The sequence below is a fragment of the Methylotenera versatilis 301 genome, from assembly GCF_000093025.1.
GTDB classification, from domain to species: domain Bacteria; phylum Pseudomonadota; class Gammaproteobacteria; order Burkholderiales; family Methylophilaceae; genus Methylotenera; species Methylotenera versatilis.
Genome location: NC_014207.1, coordinates 2,257,745 through 2,272,028, shown reverse-complemented (window position 1 = coordinate 2,272,028; position 14,284 = coordinate 2,257,745). Strand labels below are relative to the sequence as shown.

Sequence of the window (14,284 nt, the reverse complement as noted above, 5' to 3'; positions counted from 1 at the left end):
AGCAAATTCAAATGGCAACACAAAAACTAAATACCGTGCGCATTAACGCTGGCGAATGGCGAAGCCGCTTAATCAAGTTCCCTGATGCAACTGGCTTGCGTCCCACGCCAGAGCGCGTGCGGCAAACGGTATTTAATTGGCTAGGGCAGGAATTAACAGGTCAAACTTGTTTGGATTTATTTGCGGGTACTGGTGTGATGGGTTTTGAAGCACTATCTCGTGGCGCAACCTCGGTCACCTTGGTAGAAAAATCTATGCCCGCTTATAAAGCCATGCTTGAGAATAAGCAGCTATTAAAAGCCGAGCAAGCGCAGGTTTTGCATCAAGATGCCATGCTTTTTCTGAATGCTAATCAACAAAAATTCAACCTGATTTTCTTAGACCCACCGTACAATCAACAATGGCTCCCAAAAGTATTGCCTTTGCTCTTGCAACATTTAAAGCCTGATGGTTTTGTGTATGCAGAAGCTGAGTACGCACTTGATGAAAATGCTGAGTTTGTAGCAGGCTGGCAAGTCGTCAAACAAAGCAAAGCGGGTAATGTGTTTTATCATCTGTTAAAATCAACAGATACTAACGACTAAGTGACGAATATGAGTAAAAATCGTATCGCAGTTTACCCTGGCACTTTTGACCCGATTACCTTGGGGCATGAGGATATTGTGCGTCGCGCGGCGGATTTGTTTGATCAAGTGATTGTGGCTGTTGCTGGCAGCACAAACAAAAAAACGCTGTTTAACTTAGATGAGCGCGTAGCATTGGCTAAAAGCGTCTTTAAACATGCAGATAATATTAGAGTGGTTGGTTTTAGTGGTTTATTGATGCAGTTTGTGCAAGATCAAGGCGCAAAGATGGTGATTCGCGGCTTGCGCGCAGCTTCTGATTTTGAGTATGAGTTTCAGTTAGCAGGGATGAACCGTAAACTTTACCCGCAATTTGAAACCTTATTTTTAACGCCATCAGAACAATTTATGTTCATTTCTTCAAGTTTAGTACGCGAAGTGGCAGTGCTTGGCGGCAACGTGCATGCGTTCGTATCGCCTACGGTGGATGATGCCATTAATGAAAAGCTAGGCAGCAAATAATGGCTTTAATGATTACTGATGAGTGTATCAATTGCGACGTTTGCGAACCAGAGTGTCCTAATGGTGCTATTTATCAGGGCGAAGAGATTTATGAAATCGACCCCAATAAATGTACCGAGTGCGTAGGGCATTACGACAAACCGCAATGCCAAATCGTGTGCCCAATTGACTGTATTCCATTCAATCCTAACGTGGTTGAATCTAAAGACCAATTGATGCAGAAATACTACCAGCTCACCTCTGTTAAATAATGACTACACCATAATAATGGTTACACAATAACGAAAAAGGAATTTATATGCGCATGCTACACACTATGCTCCGTGTTGGTAATTTGGAGCGTTCAATCAAGTTCTATACTGAAGTTTTAGGCATGAAGGTACTACGCCATAACGACTTTCCCGATGGTAAGTTTACTTTGGCTTTTGTAGGTTACGGCGCAGAAAGTGACCATACAGTGCTAGAGCTTACATATAACTACGGCGTAGAAAGCTACGACATGGGCAAAGCGTATGGGCATATCGCATTAGAAGTCGATGATGCATATAAAGCCTGTGAGGCTGTACGAAATGCAGGTGGAAAAGTCGTCCGTGAAGCAGGACCCATGATGCACGGCACCACGGTGATTGCTTTTGTAGAAGACCCAGATGGCTACAAAGTTGAGTTCATACAAGCTGGAACTTATTAATTCAGTTGTTTTTAATTTAGTCGTTTAAAACTCATGACTACCTCTTGGTTTTTATACCTGCTGGAATGCAATAACGGCGCATATTACGCAGGTATTACCAATGATGTAGAAGCGCGTTTTGCCACCCACGTATCAGGCAAAGGTGCGCGTTACACTCGCGCCAATCCACCAATTAAAATCATCGCTTCAAAGCCGTACCCTGATAGATCAAGCGCCAGCGTCGCTGAGGCGCAATTGAAGAGTCTACCAAGAAATAAAAAACTGCAATACTTTAATGAGTAACACTGTGTTGAATGTTGCTCAACTAAAAATTGCCGTGCAAGCTGCACTAGATGGTGACTGGGATACTGCCCATAATATCGCGCAAGACCATAAAGATACCTCTGCCAATTGGCTGCATGCTGTATTGCATAAAATTGAAGGTGATGAGTGGAACAGCAAGTATTGGTATGCTAAAACAGCGGGTAAAAGGTTTGAAGATTTTACAGATACGGCTAAAGAGTTGACCGCTATTCTGACAAGTTTAAGTTTATAAAAAAGCCCGCAGTTGCGGGCTTTTTTATATGAGTAACTAGTTAATATGTATGATAATTAATTCAGTATTCACAATACTTTATACGTTGTTAAATGAAGGGGATTCTTTAGCACTGATTTGATACCAATCTACCTTACGCGTAATCACCATGGTCACAGCCAGTAAGCCGAACACCAGCAACGAACCCATAAGTAATGCGTTATCTTCTGAGGCTAATATAGCGTACAAGGCGCCGTAAAGAGAGGTGAGCAAGCCAGCAAACAGCATGCCGTTTGCTTTACTTTTTAATACATAGCTCAGGTAATAGCCTAATAAACTTACGCAGGCTAAGCTTGCAGAGAAGTAGGCTGACGCAAAGCTGATATGTTCTGATAGTGAAATAAGTAGTAAATAGAACAAAGCCATAGCTAAGCCAACAAAAGTGTACTGAGCTGGGTGGATGCGTAATTGTTTCAAGATTTCAAAAATAAAGAAGCCAGCAAAAGTTAAGCCTATGAATAGTAGTCCGTATTTAGTTGCGCGGTCGGCTTGGCTGTAGACGTTAATCGGCTCAACAAAGCCTATGTTAAGTGTTTCTAATTCATTTTTTCTTTCACCACTTTCCAGATTGCTGATTAATGAAGCTTGGTTGCTGCTAGATAGTGATGAGACCGCCCATTGTGCCTGAAAGCCCGCAGGTGAGATCTTTTGAGTGGTTGGGTCAGGCAAAAAACTGCCGCCGAAATGCGGGTGCTGCCAGCTAGATTGCAGATTAATCACATTGTTTTCCGCGATAGGCACGTAGTTGTAATTTTCCATACCGCGCAAGTTAAGCTTAAACTCAAATGCAATATTTTGTTCGTAAGCATTTTCGATCTGACCAACTTGTACGTGAACGCCGTTGCCTAATAATCGCACATTACTACCTTGCTCAAAATTAAGCGTGCGGCTATTCCAAGTGAATTCTGGCTGTCCGCTAATGCCACGTGGGTCGCTAATGCCGATAGCAATGTAAGCAGGCTGAACGCTAAGTGTACTGTTCTGACGTTGTGCACTAATGCCTAAGTGCGCAGGGAGTTTAAATGTGCCTTTGAAATTGCCGCCTAGTTCATACATCAACGCCTTATAAATACCGAGTTTCTTAAACTGATTGGTGAAACCACCTTTCAACTCTAGATTTTCAGGCAGAATAAACTTCCAGTGTTGCTCACGTATATTGACGGTTTTTTTGATGCCGTTTTCTGTAGTGGTTTCTGCATACTCTTCAATATATGGCACCACTAATACTGGACCTGTAATGGTCTGCTCACCTGCAGAGCTTTTTGCGATTTCCTGTTTAACTTCATTTTGCCGATTTTGTCGTTCAGAAATTAGCGAGTTGATGTACATCACCGCCCACGACATGACCATGGTGAGAAGGAAAATCCCGATGACTTTAAAAATAAATGCCCGATTCATGATGAACTCCGAATGTGTAATGTGGAGTTAGCAGAATAGTAGGCGTGGGTGAAGCCTTGATGTGCTTGTGTGAAGTGAGTGTGAAGTATTGAGTTATTTTTTTTGTAATGTGATGGTGGCAATTGCGCCATATACCTCGCCATTTGGAAGTGGTCTATTTTCTAACGTGACCGAACCGCCATGCAGTTTCACGACTTCTTGTACAAAGTTTAGCCCTAGCCCCGTGCTTTTTTGCCCAGCATTGATTGAAAAATCAGGGCGAGGTAAGGAATAGAATTTATCAAATATCTTATCCAAAGCGTAGTCAGGAATGCCGCTTCCCATATCACTTACAGTGAGTTTGATTTGCGTTTGGCTGGTTTCAGTAGCAATGTTAATTTCACCATTTGGCGGACTAAAATCAAGCGCGTTTTCAAGTAAGTTGTATATCGCCTGACCAAGTAAAAATGTATCCGCTTGAATCTCAATCGGGTTAAGTGGTGAAAATTTAAACAGAACATGATTTTGTACGGCTTTGTTAGTTAAGTGCGTAATCTGCGTTTGCACTAAGTCATTTAAATTTACGGTAGTTAAGTGTTGTAGTTGCTGTTGGTGTTCTAGCGTTGCTAAGCCCAACATGTTTTGAATAATGGTCTGTACGCGGTTTGATTGCGTTTTAATTTGTGCCAAAAAATGCGCTTGGGTTTCTGGCGGCATGCTGGGTGAAATAAGCTCCAGCGATGCTTGAATGGCGGTGATAGGGCTTTTTAGTTCATGCGTTAGGTGTTGCACTGAGTCTTGAATATATTGCTTACCATCTAACTCGCCGCGCATGGTTTGCATCGCTTTAGCGAGTTCAGTGAGTTCGTCGTTGCTGGATGTTGGAGGTGCAGCTTTTTCACCGTTTGTGATTTTTACTGCATAGTCGCGCAATGCGTTAATTTTTCGGGTAAATCGCCATGTGAACAGCACGCCAATAATGAGCGAAAGCCCAAATAATAAAGCGCCCCATCGAATAATTTTATTTTGCGCACGTTCAATAAATGGCAATAAGGTGCGATTAGCTTTAGCTACCGTGAGTGAGCCGATAATCTTACCGCCGTCTTTAATTGGCGCAGCGATGTACATAATCGTGTCGCTTTCTTCATCGCCAATCACAGCAGGGCTGGAACGCACGCCGTACTTGCCCTTTAACGTGAGATAAACATCGTTCCATTTGGAGTAATCTTGGCCCAGTGCCAGATTTGCTGAATCAAAAATGACAATGCCATTGGTGTCGGTAATATAAACACGATAGTCCGCAGATTGTTTCTTGATACCCCAGATATTCGCTTTGGTGGCGTGAGACTGATATTTAATGAGGCTTTGCGCAAAGTTACCAGTTTGAATCGTGTCAGTTTTCACATCGTTTGCTGCAAGTTCAGCCAGTACGTTTGCCGTATCTACCAGCGTATCTTCCATGGCTTGACGCACGCCAGGCTTAACTTCATCGACAAACACATACAACACAAACCAAGCCGCAAGGCCGACCAGTAAGAAATAACCTAAGAAAATTTTAAGACTAATTTTCATTTTTCAACTCAATTTACTTTTTTGTCATACCGACGCAAGTCGGTATCTAGTGTCTTTAAGTCACTGGATTCCGTGTCAAGCACGGAATGACGAAACGGGTAGTTTGAAATATTGAGCGCTAATATCATGGTCTTATTTTAAGCCTGAAGGCTGTAACCCATACCACGATGCGTAATGATGGCTTCACTCTGCATATCAACCGCGCGTAATTTTGCGCGCAAAGTCTTAATATGTGCATCCACAGTGCGCTCCAACGTATTCTCAGCATTTACCCACACAATATCCATTAATTGATTACGCGAAAATACGCGTTGCGGTTGCTGAATCAAAGTTTTAAGTAGTAGGAATTCATAGCGTGTTAAATCTAACAGCTGACCACGGTATTGAATACGATTGGCTAACTCATCCACTACAAATGACACGTTTTTATGTTGAGACTCTTGTTTTAGCGCTGTACGACGCAGTATTGCATTCACACGTGCTACGACCTCGCGAGGGCTAAACGGCTTGGTGACATAGTCATCGGCGCCTATTTCTAAGCCAACAATGCGATCAATTTCATGATTACGCGCGGTTAAAAACAATATGGGAATATTAGATTCAGCACGTATCAGCTTGCATACATCAAAGCCAGTCATATCAGGCAGGCCCACATCTAAAATCACAAAATCAAAAGTCTGCTGTTTAATTTGCGTTATCGCATCGCCACCTAGAAGCTTGTGTGTGGTGGCGATACCTGCCTCTTTAAAAGCATAAATAAGCGTTTCTGCGATTGCAGGTTCGTCTTCAATAATCAGTACATGGAGTGGCATGCCAGTATTTTAGATGAGAAAGGCTTTTAATGTGATGTTTCATTAGTTATCTGATGTAAGGCATCGCTAATGGCTTGCTCATTATTCGGGCGTACTAGGCGAGTAAGTTCGATACCATCTTTTAGAAATATCAACGTAGGCCAAAGTTTGACTATATACAGACGCCCTAATCTCTGCCCTTTACCATCTTCAATCTTGATATGTTTCACATTGGGATAATTAAGTAGGGCTTTAGCTATGATTGCTTGAGCGGCTTGGCAATAAGAACACCAGTTAGTGCCAAACTCAATGACAGTAAGCCCTTTTAATTGCTCAATATCGGCTTTATTCATTTGAGTATTTTGCATGATGATTATTTAGGGTCATTAAAGTGATTGCTTAAAATTGGTTCGATTTCTGGATTTCTAGCCATAGCAGTGACTTAGCGCTTATATCCCCATACACCTCACAATGTTATCCACAGAAATTGTGGAGACTCATCATCACCAGAATCCTTGTTGCAGTTATATCGCAAATCTCTGTTAAAGTGAATTTTTAATCGCAACTCGCTCAAAAAGTTAATTAGTTCTTTAAAATAGCGCCAAGTCAATTAAACTTCAATAAATTAAGCCAGATTTAATTAGACGTGGAACATCAATTTCAAAGGTTAGAGTAATGGCAGAAAAAGAATACGACGCAGACTCGGTAAAGGTTCTCAGAGGATTAGAACCTGTACGCGCCAGACCCGGTATGTACACACGCACAGAATCTCCTACGCACATTGTGCAAGAGGTGATTGATAACGCGGCCGATGAAGCATTGGGCGGTCATGCGACCACTATTCAAGTCACTATTTTTAAAGATGGTGCGGTTGAGGTGTCTGATAACGGTCGTGGTATTCCAGTAGAGATTCCTAAAGGTGAAACACAGCCGGCTGTGGAGCTTGTGTTCGTGCAATTGCACGCAGGTGGTAAGTTTGATAAAGAAGACGAAAATAGTTCGTATCGCTTTTCAGGTGGTCTGCATGGGGTAGGTGTTTCTGTCACCAATGCGCTATCTACAAGATTAGACGTGACGGTTAAGCGCGATGGTAAAGTGCATAGTCTTTCTTTTGAAAATGGCAACTGCGTCACACCCTTAACAGAAACCGGCAAGTGCCTTAAAAAAGATACAGGTACCACGGTAAAGTGCTGGCCTGATCCTAAATACTTTGATTCGCCCAAGGTTTCACTTCAACAGTTAGAGCATTTGATTAAATCAAAAGCAGTGTTGCTGCGTGGTGTGAGCGTGACATTGTCAATTGAAGGCAATGATGGCTTTGAAGAGCGCTCATGGACGTATGTTGATGGCCTGCCACAATACTTGGACGAATTAATTGGCGAACGCGAGTACGAAGATGATGAAACGCCCATTCCTATTATTTCAGGTGAGTTTTACCATCATGAGAATACCGATGGCATATCAAAAGGTGAGGGCGCGATTTGGGCGTTATCTTTTGGTTCAGGCGGCGGACGCGGTGAGTCTTATGTGAACCTGATTCCTACGCTGTCTGGCGGCACGCACGAGGCTGGCATGCGTAATGGGGTATTTGAGGCGGTTAAGTCGTTTATGGAGCATCACAGCATGATGCAACGCGGCGTTAAAGTCTCATCAGAAGATGTGTGGAATAACGTATGTTATGTGTTGGCGGCAAAAGTATTGGATCCGCAATTTCAAGGTCAAACCAAAGAGAAGCTGACTAATCGCGATGCCATGAAAATGGTGGCGTCTGCCGTGAAGCCTTATATGGAAACATGGTTGAGTCAAAACGTAGACCATGCAAAGCGTATTTCAGACTTGGTGAACCGCTCAGCGGCGGCACGTAATAAATCTACGCAAAAAATTGAAAAGCGTAAATCTAGCGGCATTAATCTCATGCCAGCCAAACTCACTGACTGTGAAGCGGCAGGGACGATGGAAGCGGAATTGTTCTTAGTAGAAGGTGACTCCGCTGGCGGTAGCGCGAAGATGGGGCGCAATAATGAGTTCCAATCTTTACTGCCTTTGCGCGGTAAGGTGTTAAATACATGGGAAGTCGATGCAGGGCGCATATTCGGCAACTCTGAGGTGCATGACATCTTTGTGGCGCTAGGTATTGAGCCACACACGCTCAAAGATAACCCTGATTTCTCAGGTTTGCGTTATGGAAAATTGTGCATATTGTCAGATGCGGACGTTGATGGTTCGCACATTCAGGTGCTATTACTCACAATGCTATTAAGGCACGCACCTAAACTGATTGAGCGTGGCCATGTGTATATCTCACAACCTCCTCTGTATCGCATTGATGTACCCGCCCAGGGCAAAAGCAAGCCTTTGCGTAAAATCTATGTGTCAGATGATTCTGAGAAAATGTCTACGATAGAAAAGCTCAAACGCGAAGGTATCGCTGAAGAAAAGCTAGGTATACAGCGCTTCAAAGGTCTTGGCGAAATGAACCCAGAGCAGTTGTGGGAAACTACTTTATGCCCCGATACACGTCGTTTGGTGCAGGTACGTTTGCCCGAAGGTGAAGTGGCAGGCGCGCTCAAAATGTTTGATATGTTGATGGCGAAGAATGAATCTGCAGCCAGAAAAGAATGGATAGAACGTCGCGGTAATGATGTGGAGGCGGATGTTTAATGGATACCAGTATGCTAGAAAATAATAATGAAGAAAATGCAGTGCCAATTGGCGAATATGCAGAAGAAGCCTATTTAGCTTATGCCGTTTCTGTAGTGAAAGGTCGTGCGCTACCTTCAGTAGAAGATGGTCAAAAGCCAGTACAACGACGAATTCTATTTGCCATGAAAGAAATGGGCTTAATCGCTGGGGTTAAGCCAGTCAAATCTGCGCGCGTGGTTGGTAACGTGCTCGGTATGTACCATCCGCATGGTGATAGCTCTGCGTATGAAGCTGCGGTTCGATTGGCGCAAGACTTTACGCTACGTTACCCATTGATTGATGGGCAAGGTAACTTCGGCTCACGTGATGGCGATGGCGCCGCCGCGATGCGATACACCGAGATGCGCTTATCGCCGATTGCTGATTTGCTATTGTCCGAAATTGATCGCGGCACAGTCGATTTTCAGAGCAATTACGATGGCGCTTTTCAAGAGCCAGTATTGCTACCAGCACGTTTACCGATGATGCTGTTGAATGGTGCTTCTGGCATTGCCGTGGGTATGGCAACAGAAATGATTCCACACAATATGCGCGAAATCGCCAATGCAGTGTTGCATGTGATGGATAATCCAGACGCTACCACTGCTGATTTTATGCAGTATGTGCCTGGCCCAGATTTTCCAGGTGGTGGTCAGCTGATTACACAAACCGCAGACATTCTTTCTACCTATGAAACAGGTCGCGGTTCATTGAGGCTGCGCGCTAGATGGATAGTCGAGCCGATGGCACGCGGACAATGGCGCATTATCATTCATGAATTGCCGCATGGCGTTTCTGTGGAAACGATACAGGATGAAATTCTTGCAATATCGAACCCTAAGCCGAAAAAAGACAAAAAAACCATAGACCAAGATCAGTTGCTAGTGAAGCAATCTGCTTTGAGCATGATTGATACGGTGAAAAGCGAAGGCAAAAAAGATGTTCGTCTGATTATTGAGCCGAAAACCAGCAAGGTTTCCAGCGATGAGCTGATGGCGTTCTTGCTGCTACACACCAGCATGGAAGTCTCATGCCCAGTGAATATGGTCATGATAGGCACCGATGGTCGTCCTGCGCAAAAGGGCATGATTGCGATTCTTAAAGAGTGGATTGCCTTCCGCCTGAATGTGGTGCGCAGACGTTGCCAGTTTGATTTAGACAAAATCAATAAACGTATCCATATTTTAGAAGGCCGCATGATTGCCTTCTTGCATATCGATGAAGTGATTCGTGTGATTCGTAATTCAGATGAGCCGAAAACCGATTTGATTGCAGCGTTTCAATTAAGTGAAATACAAGCCGAAGATATTCTGGAAATCAGACTACGTCAGTTAGCTAGATTAGAAGGCTTTAAGATTGAAAAAGAATTAAAAGACTTACGTGAAGAAGCCGATGGTTTGCAGAACATCTTAGGTAGTGATAATAAATTACGCAAACTCACGGCAAAAGAAATCAAACAAGATGCAGAAAAATATGGTGATAACCGCCGTACATTAATCGAGCCAGTAGAGCGTGTACAAGGCGGTCAAAAGGCTTTTGTAGTCGATGAACCTGTGACTATTCTTATCTCTAAAAATGGTTGGATTAGAGCTAGACAAGGTCATGGTGTTGAGCGCGAGTCAATCGTGTGGAAATCAGGCGATGGCGAATTTGCTGTGATTGAGACACGCACAGTGCTACCGATTGTCTTGTTAGATACTAATGGTCGATGCTACGCTTTCGATGCTTCGACAGTGCCAGGCGGTAAGGGCGATGGTATTCCGCTCAGTTCAATCATTGAAGTGCAAAACGGCGCTAAATTAGCGCATGCACTTTCTGGTAAAGATGACGACCGATACTTATTCGCCACATCGAATAGCTACGGATTTGTTGCGCCGTTGAAAGGCTTAGTGGCAAGACCTAAAGCTGGTAAAGCTTTTATGAAGCCAGAAGATGGTGCCTTGATATTGCCACCAATCAAATTGGATGAACGTACGCACGTTGCCGTGACTTCATCCGAAAATAAATTTTTGGTGTTCCCTATCAGTGAAGTGAACGAGTACCCAAATGGCGGTAAAGGTGTGCGTATGATGGATATTCCAGATAAGGCTTCATTGTCTCGTATTGAGCTAAGTGATGGACTCTCTGCAAATGTGATTATTAGAGGTAAAGTCAAAGTGCTTGAGGGAGAAGCTTTAAGTAAATTCTTGCTCAAACGTGCTAGAAAAGGGCATGACGTGAAGGAAACTAAAGCTCCAGTAAAGCGCCAAGTTTCACTCTTTTAATCTATAGTTGAATTTAGTTTCTCATTTCAATGAAGCCTTAAAACAAAACAGCCCGCTATTGCGGGCTGTTTTGTTTTAAGAGTAAGTTAACCAAAGAAATCTTTTGCTTTATCTACCCAGCTTTTATTTTTTGGGCTATGTTTACCAGAGTCCGCTTGAGTGCTGGTTTCAAATTCACGAAGTAAATCTTTTTGTTTTTCCGTTAATTTGACTGGCGTTTCAACAACTACGTGCACCATTAAATCACCACTTTCAGATTGGCGTAGCGGTTTAATACCTTTGCCACGTAACCTGAATACGCCGCCTGTTTGCGTTTCAGCCGGAATTTTCATTTTGGCAGAGCCGCCTAAGGTTGGCACTTCGATTTCGCCACCTAAAGCTGCTGTACTAAAGCTAATTGGCATCTCGCAGTGTAAGTTTCCGCCTTCACGTTGGAAAATATTGTGCTCTTTTAGATGAATCACAACATATAAATCACCGGTTGGGCCGCCATTCACGCCACCTTCACCTTCGCCGCTTAAACGAATTCTATCGCCTTCATCTACACCAGCTGGAATTTTAACTGAGAGCGTTTTGTTCTGTTTGGTTCGACCTGCACCGCTACAAGTTGGGCAAGGATCTTTGACCATTTTGCCGTTACCGTGGCATTTTGGACAGGTTTGTTGTACCGAAAAAAAGCCTTGTTGCATACGCACTTGGCCGTGACCAGCACAGGTTGTGCAGGTTACAGGTTGCGTGCCAGGGCGTGCGCCCGAACCCTTACAGGTTTCACAAGTAGATTGCACAGGAATGCGAATTTTTGATTCAGTCCCTTTGGCCGCATCTTCAAGCGAAATTTCCATGTTGTAGCGTAAGTCAGCGCCACGGTAAACGTTATTGCGTTGTCCGCCAGCACGACCACCGCCGAAAATATCGCCAAAAATATCACCAAATGCATCACCGAAACCTGCGCCACCAAAGCCACCTGCACCGCCACCTTGCTCTACACCTGCATGGCCGTATTGGTCATAAGCTGCACGCTTTTGGTCATCAGACAGCATTTCATAAGCTTCTTTAGCTTCTTTGAACTGTTCTTCTGCTTTTGGGTTGTCAGGATTACGATCTGGATGGTGTTTCATCGCAAGTTTGCGATAAGACTTTTTGATCTCTTCTTCTGAAGCGTCTTTATTAACGCCCAATATTTCGTAATAATCTCTTTTAGTTGCCATAATTCAGCCATTATTTAGTTGTTGTTAGCAGGGTGTTGATAGCGAAAAGTCGTTAGCATCATTTTGTGATGCTAACGACTATAAGCTAAAGACTAAAAATTGTGAATTAGTCTTTTTTCACTTCTTCAAACTCAGCATCTACCACGTCACCATCGACTGTTTTTTCAGTTTCTTGGCTAGGTTGCGCACTTTGAGTGTTGGCTTCAGCTTGCTCAGCAGCATAGACTTTTTCACCTAGTTTTTGTGATGCTTCAGTCAATACTGTTGTTTTGGCTTCAATCGCGTCTTTATCATCTGATTGCAACACTTCTTCAACACCTTTAATAGCCGCTTCAATCGCTTCTTTTTCAGCAGCATCTAATTTATCGCCATGCTCAGCTAATGATTTTTTCACGCTATGTACCATGCCATCAGCCGCGTTACGTGCATCAACTAATTCACGGTATTTCTTATCTTCATCTGCATATTTAATGGCATCTTCTTCCATTTGTTGAATTTCAGCTTCAGACAAGCCGCTATTCGCTTTAATGGTAATTTTATTTTCTTTACCAGTGGCTTTATCTTTAGCAGAAACATGCAAAATACCGTTCGCATCAATATCGAATGTCACTTCAATTTGTGGCATACCACGTGGTGCTGGTGGAATATCGCTTAGGTTGAATTGACCCAATGACTTGTTCGCAGCAGCTTTTTCACGCTCACCTTGCAACACTTGAATCGTCACCGCATTTTGGTTGTCATCAGCAGTCGAGAATGTTTGTGATGCTTTGGTTGGAATCGTTGTGTTCTTCTTAATCACTTTAGTCATCACACCACCAAGTGTTTCAATACCTAGTGATAATGGCGTCACGTCAAGTAACAACACATCTTTAACATCACCTTTTAACACGCCGCCTTGAATCGCAGCACCAACAGCTACTGCTTCATCTGGATTAACGTCTTTACGAGGCTCTTTACCAAAAATCTCTTTTACTTTCTCTTGCACTTTTGGCATACGGCTTTGACCACCAACCAAAATTACATCGGTAATGTCATCAATTGAAACGCCAGCATCTTTAATCGCTACACGGCATGGTGCCATTGTGCGTTCAATCAAATCTTCAACTAAGCTTTCTAATTTTGCACGGGTGATTTTTACCACTAAGTGTTTAGGGCCAGTTGCATCTGCAGTAATGTATGGCAAGTTCACTTCAGTTTGCGTAGCGCCTGAAAGCTCGATTTTTGCTTTTTCAGCAGCTTCTTTCAAACGTTGTTTTGCCAACAAGTCGTTACGTAGATCTAAACCGCCATTTTCTTTTTTGAACTCATCCGCTAAAAAGTCGATTAAACGGTTATCAAAGTCTTCACCACCCAAGAATGTATCACCGTTGGTTGAAAGCACTTCAAATTGATGTTCGCCATCAATACTAGAGATTTCGATGATTGAAACGTCAAATGTACCGCCACCCAAGTCATACACGGCAATTTTACGATCGCCTTCTTGTTTGTCTAAACCAAAAGCTAATGCCGCGGCAGTTGGCTCGTTGATGATACGTTTAACATCTAAACCTGCAATACGGCCTGCATCTTTAGTCGCTTGGCGTTGGCTATCGTTAAAGTAAGCTGGCACAGTAATCACTGCTTCTGTCACTTCTTCGCCTAAATAGTCTTCAGCAGTTTTCTTCATTTTGCGTAACACTTCAGCAGAAATTTGCGGAGGTGCCATTTTTACGCCACGAACTTCAACCCATGCATCGCCGTTATCAGCTTTTGCAATGGTGTACGGCATTAAACCGATATCTTTTTGTACTTCTTTTTCATCAAAACGACGACCAATTAGACGCTTAACTGCGTACAGTGTATTTTTAGGGTTAGTCACTGCTTGGCGTTTTGCTGGGGCGCCAGCCAAAATCTCACCATCTTCTTGATATGCAATAATAGAAGGCGTAGTGCGTGTACCTTCAGCATTTTCAATCACGCGAGGTTTTCCACCTTCCATTACAGCTACGCAAGAGTTTGTTGTACCTAAGTCAATACCAATAATTTTTCCCATAATTCCTATTC

Annotated in this window: 14 protein-coding genes; 8 read left to right on the top strand and 6 right to left on the bottom strand. The window is 43.3% G+C overall.

The features are described 5' to 3' along the window. Window positions 1-11 precede the first annotated feature (11 nt). The 6 genes from rsmD to M301_RS10310 are packed head-to-tail and all read left to right on the top strand — an operon-like array spanning window position 12 to window position 2,308. Window positions 12-584 carry a 16S rRNA (guanine(966)-N(2))-methyltransferase RsmD gene (rsmD, locus tag M301_RS10335; RefSeq protein ID WP_013148724.1) on the top strand — a complete coding sequence of 191 codons (573 nt, stop codon included), beginning with the start codon at window positions 12-14 and terminating at the stop codon, window positions 582-584. Between the two features lie 9 nt (window positions 585-593). Beyond that, on the top strand, window positions 594-1,085 hold the full coding sequence (gene coaD, locus M301_RS10330; RefSeq protein WP_013148723.1) for a pantetheine-phosphate adenylyltransferase: 492 nt from the start codon (window positions 594-596) through the stop codon (window positions 1,083-1,085). Next, window positions 1,085-1,336 (top strand): YfhL family 4Fe-4S dicluster ferredoxin, encoded by a 252-nt coding sequence (locus M301_RS10325; RefSeq protein ID WP_013148722.1) that lies wholly within the window; start codon window positions 1,085-1,087, stop codon window positions 1,334-1,336. Before coaD ends, M301_RS10325 begins: the two co-directional genes overlap by 1 nt. Window positions 1,337-1,383: 47 nt before the next feature. Further along, complete coding sequence (gene gloA, locus M301_RS10320) at window positions 1,384-1,773, top strand: lactoylglutathione lyase (protein WP_013148721.1); 390 nt, start codon at window positions 1,384-1,386, stop codon at window positions 1,771-1,773. Between the two features lie 33 nt (window positions 1,774-1,806). Next, complete coding sequence (locus M301_RS10315) at window positions 1,807-2,055, top strand: GIY-YIG nuclease family protein (RefSeq protein ID WP_013148720.1); 249 nt, start codon at window positions 1,807-1,809, stop codon at window positions 2,053-2,055. After that, window positions 2,048-2,308 (top strand): hypothetical protein, encoded by a 261-nt coding sequence (locus M301_RS10310; protein WP_013148719.1) that lies wholly within the window; start codon window positions 2,048-2,050, stop codon window positions 2,306-2,308. The genes M301_RS10315 and M301_RS10310 overlap by 8 nt, the downstream gene beginning before the upstream one ends. Before the next feature lie 78 nt (window positions 2,309-2,386). On the opposite strand, the gene creD is transcribed toward M301_RS10310, so the two are convergent. The 4 genes from creD to M301_RS10290 form a co-directional block, all read right to left on the bottom strand. Then, window positions 2,387-3,745: a cell envelope integrity protein CreD gene (creD, locus tag M301_RS10305; RefSeq protein WP_013148718.1), complete on the bottom strand. Its 1,359-nt coding sequence runs from the start codon at window positions 3,743-3,745 to the stop codon at window positions 2,387-2,389. Between the two features lie 93 nt (window positions 3,746-3,838). Beyond that, window positions 3,839-5,296 carry a two-component system sensor histidine kinase CreC gene (gene creC / locus M301_RS10300; protein WP_013148717.1) on the bottom strand — a complete coding sequence of 486 codons (1,458 nt, stop codon included), beginning with the start codon at window positions 5,294-5,296 and terminating at the stop codon, window positions 3,839-3,841. 137 nt (window positions 5,297-5,433) lie between these two features. After that, complete coding sequence (gene creB, locus M301_RS10295) at window positions 5,434-6,108, bottom strand: two-component system response regulator CreB (RefSeq protein WP_013148716.1); 675 nt, start codon at window positions 6,106-6,108, stop codon at window positions 5,434-5,436. A gap of 26 nt (window positions 6,109-6,134) precedes the next feature. After that, window positions 6,135-6,455, bottom strand: a complete 321-nt coding sequence (locus tag M301_RS10290; protein ID WP_013148715.1) for a thioredoxin family protein — start codon at window positions 6,453-6,455, stop codon at window positions 6,135-6,137. Between the two features lie 307 nt (window positions 6,456-6,762). Between M301_RS10290 and M301_RS10285 the strand changes: the two genes are divergently transcribed. After that, the gene (locus tag M301_RS10285; RefSeq protein WP_013148714.1) at window positions 6,763-8,748 is read left to right on the top strand and encodes a DNA topoisomerase IV subunit B; all 1,986 of its coding nucleotides are present in this window, start codon (window positions 6,763-6,765) and stop codon (window positions 8,746-8,748) included. Between the two features lie 11 nt (window positions 8,749-8,759). Then, the gene (parC, locus tag M301_RS10280) at window positions 8,760-11,033 is read left to right on the top strand and encodes a DNA topoisomerase IV subunit A (protein WP_238524632.1); all 2,274 of its coding nucleotides are present in this window, start codon (window positions 8,760-8,762) and stop codon (window positions 11,031-11,033) included. A gap of 86 nt (window positions 11,034-11,119) precedes the next feature. On the opposite strand, the gene dnaJ is transcribed toward parC, so the two are convergent. Next, entirely contained in the window at window positions 11,120-12,241 is a 1,122-nt protein-coding gene (gene dnaJ, locus M301_RS10275) for a molecular chaperone DnaJ (protein ID WP_013148712.1), read from the bottom strand. 106 nt (window positions 12,242-12,347) lie between these two features. Continuing rightward, on the bottom strand, window positions 12,348-14,273 hold the full coding sequence (dnaK, locus tag M301_RS10270; protein WP_013148711.1) for a molecular chaperone DnaK: 1,926 nt from the start codon (window positions 14,271-14,273) through the stop codon (window positions 12,348-12,350). Between the last annotated feature and the right edge of the window lie 11 nt (window positions 14,274-14,284).

What these genes read in the sequence shown, in the direction of transcription:
- rsmD (WP_013148724.1), top strand. Translation starts at nt 12, where the DNA reads ATGGCAACACAAAAACTAAATACCGTGCGCATTAACGCTGGCGAATGG.
- coaD (WP_013148723.1), top strand. Translation starts at nt 594, where the DNA reads ATGAGTAAAAATCGTATCGCAGTTTACCCTGGCACTTTTGACCCGATT.
- M301_RS10325 (WP_013148722.1), top strand. Translation starts at nt 1,085, where the DNA reads ATGGCTTTAATGATTACTGATGAGTGTATCAATTGCGACGTTTGCGAA.
- gloA (WP_013148721.1), top strand. Translation starts at nt 1,384, where the DNA reads ATGCGCATGCTACACACTATGCTCCGTGTTGGTAATTTGGAGCGTTCA.
- M301_RS10315 (WP_013148720.1), top strand. Translation starts at nt 1,807, where the DNA reads ATGACTACCTCTTGGTTTTTATACCTGCTGGAATGCAATAACGGCGCA.
- M301_RS10310 (WP_013148719.1), top strand. Translation starts at nt 2,048, where the DNA reads ATGAGTAACACTGTGTTGAATGTTGCTCAACTAAAAATTGCCGTGCAA.
- creD (WP_013148718.1), bottom strand. Translation starts at nt 3,745, where the DNA reads ATGAATCGGGCATTTATTTTTAAAGTCATCGGGATTTTCCTTCTCACC.
- creC (WP_013148717.1), bottom strand. Translation starts at nt 5,296, where the DNA reads ATGAAAATTAGTCTTAAAATTTTCTTAGGTTATTTCTTACTGGTCGGC.
- creB (WP_013148716.1), bottom strand. Translation starts at nt 6,108, where the DNA reads ATGCCACTCCATGTACTGATTATTGAAGACGAACCTGCAATCGCAGAA.
- M301_RS10290 (WP_013148715.1), bottom strand. Translation starts at nt 6,455, where the DNA reads ATGCAAAATACTCAAATGAATAAAGCCGATATTGAGCAATTAAAAGGG.
- M301_RS10285 (WP_013148714.1), top strand. Translation starts at nt 6,763, where the DNA reads ATGGCAGAAAAAGAATACGACGCAGACTCGGTAAAGGTTCTCAGAGGA.
- parC (WP_238524632.1), top strand. Translation starts at nt 8,760, where the DNA reads ATGCTAGAAAATAATAATGAAGAAAATGCAGTGCCAATTGGCGAATAT.
- dnaJ (WP_013148712.1), bottom strand. Translation starts at nt 12,241, where the DNA reads ATGGCAACTAAAAGAGATTATTACGAAATATTGGGCGTTAATAAAGAC.
- dnaK (WP_013148711.1), bottom strand. Translation starts at nt 14,273, where the DNA reads ATGGGAAAAATTATTGGTATTGACTTAGGTACAACAAACTCTTGCGTA.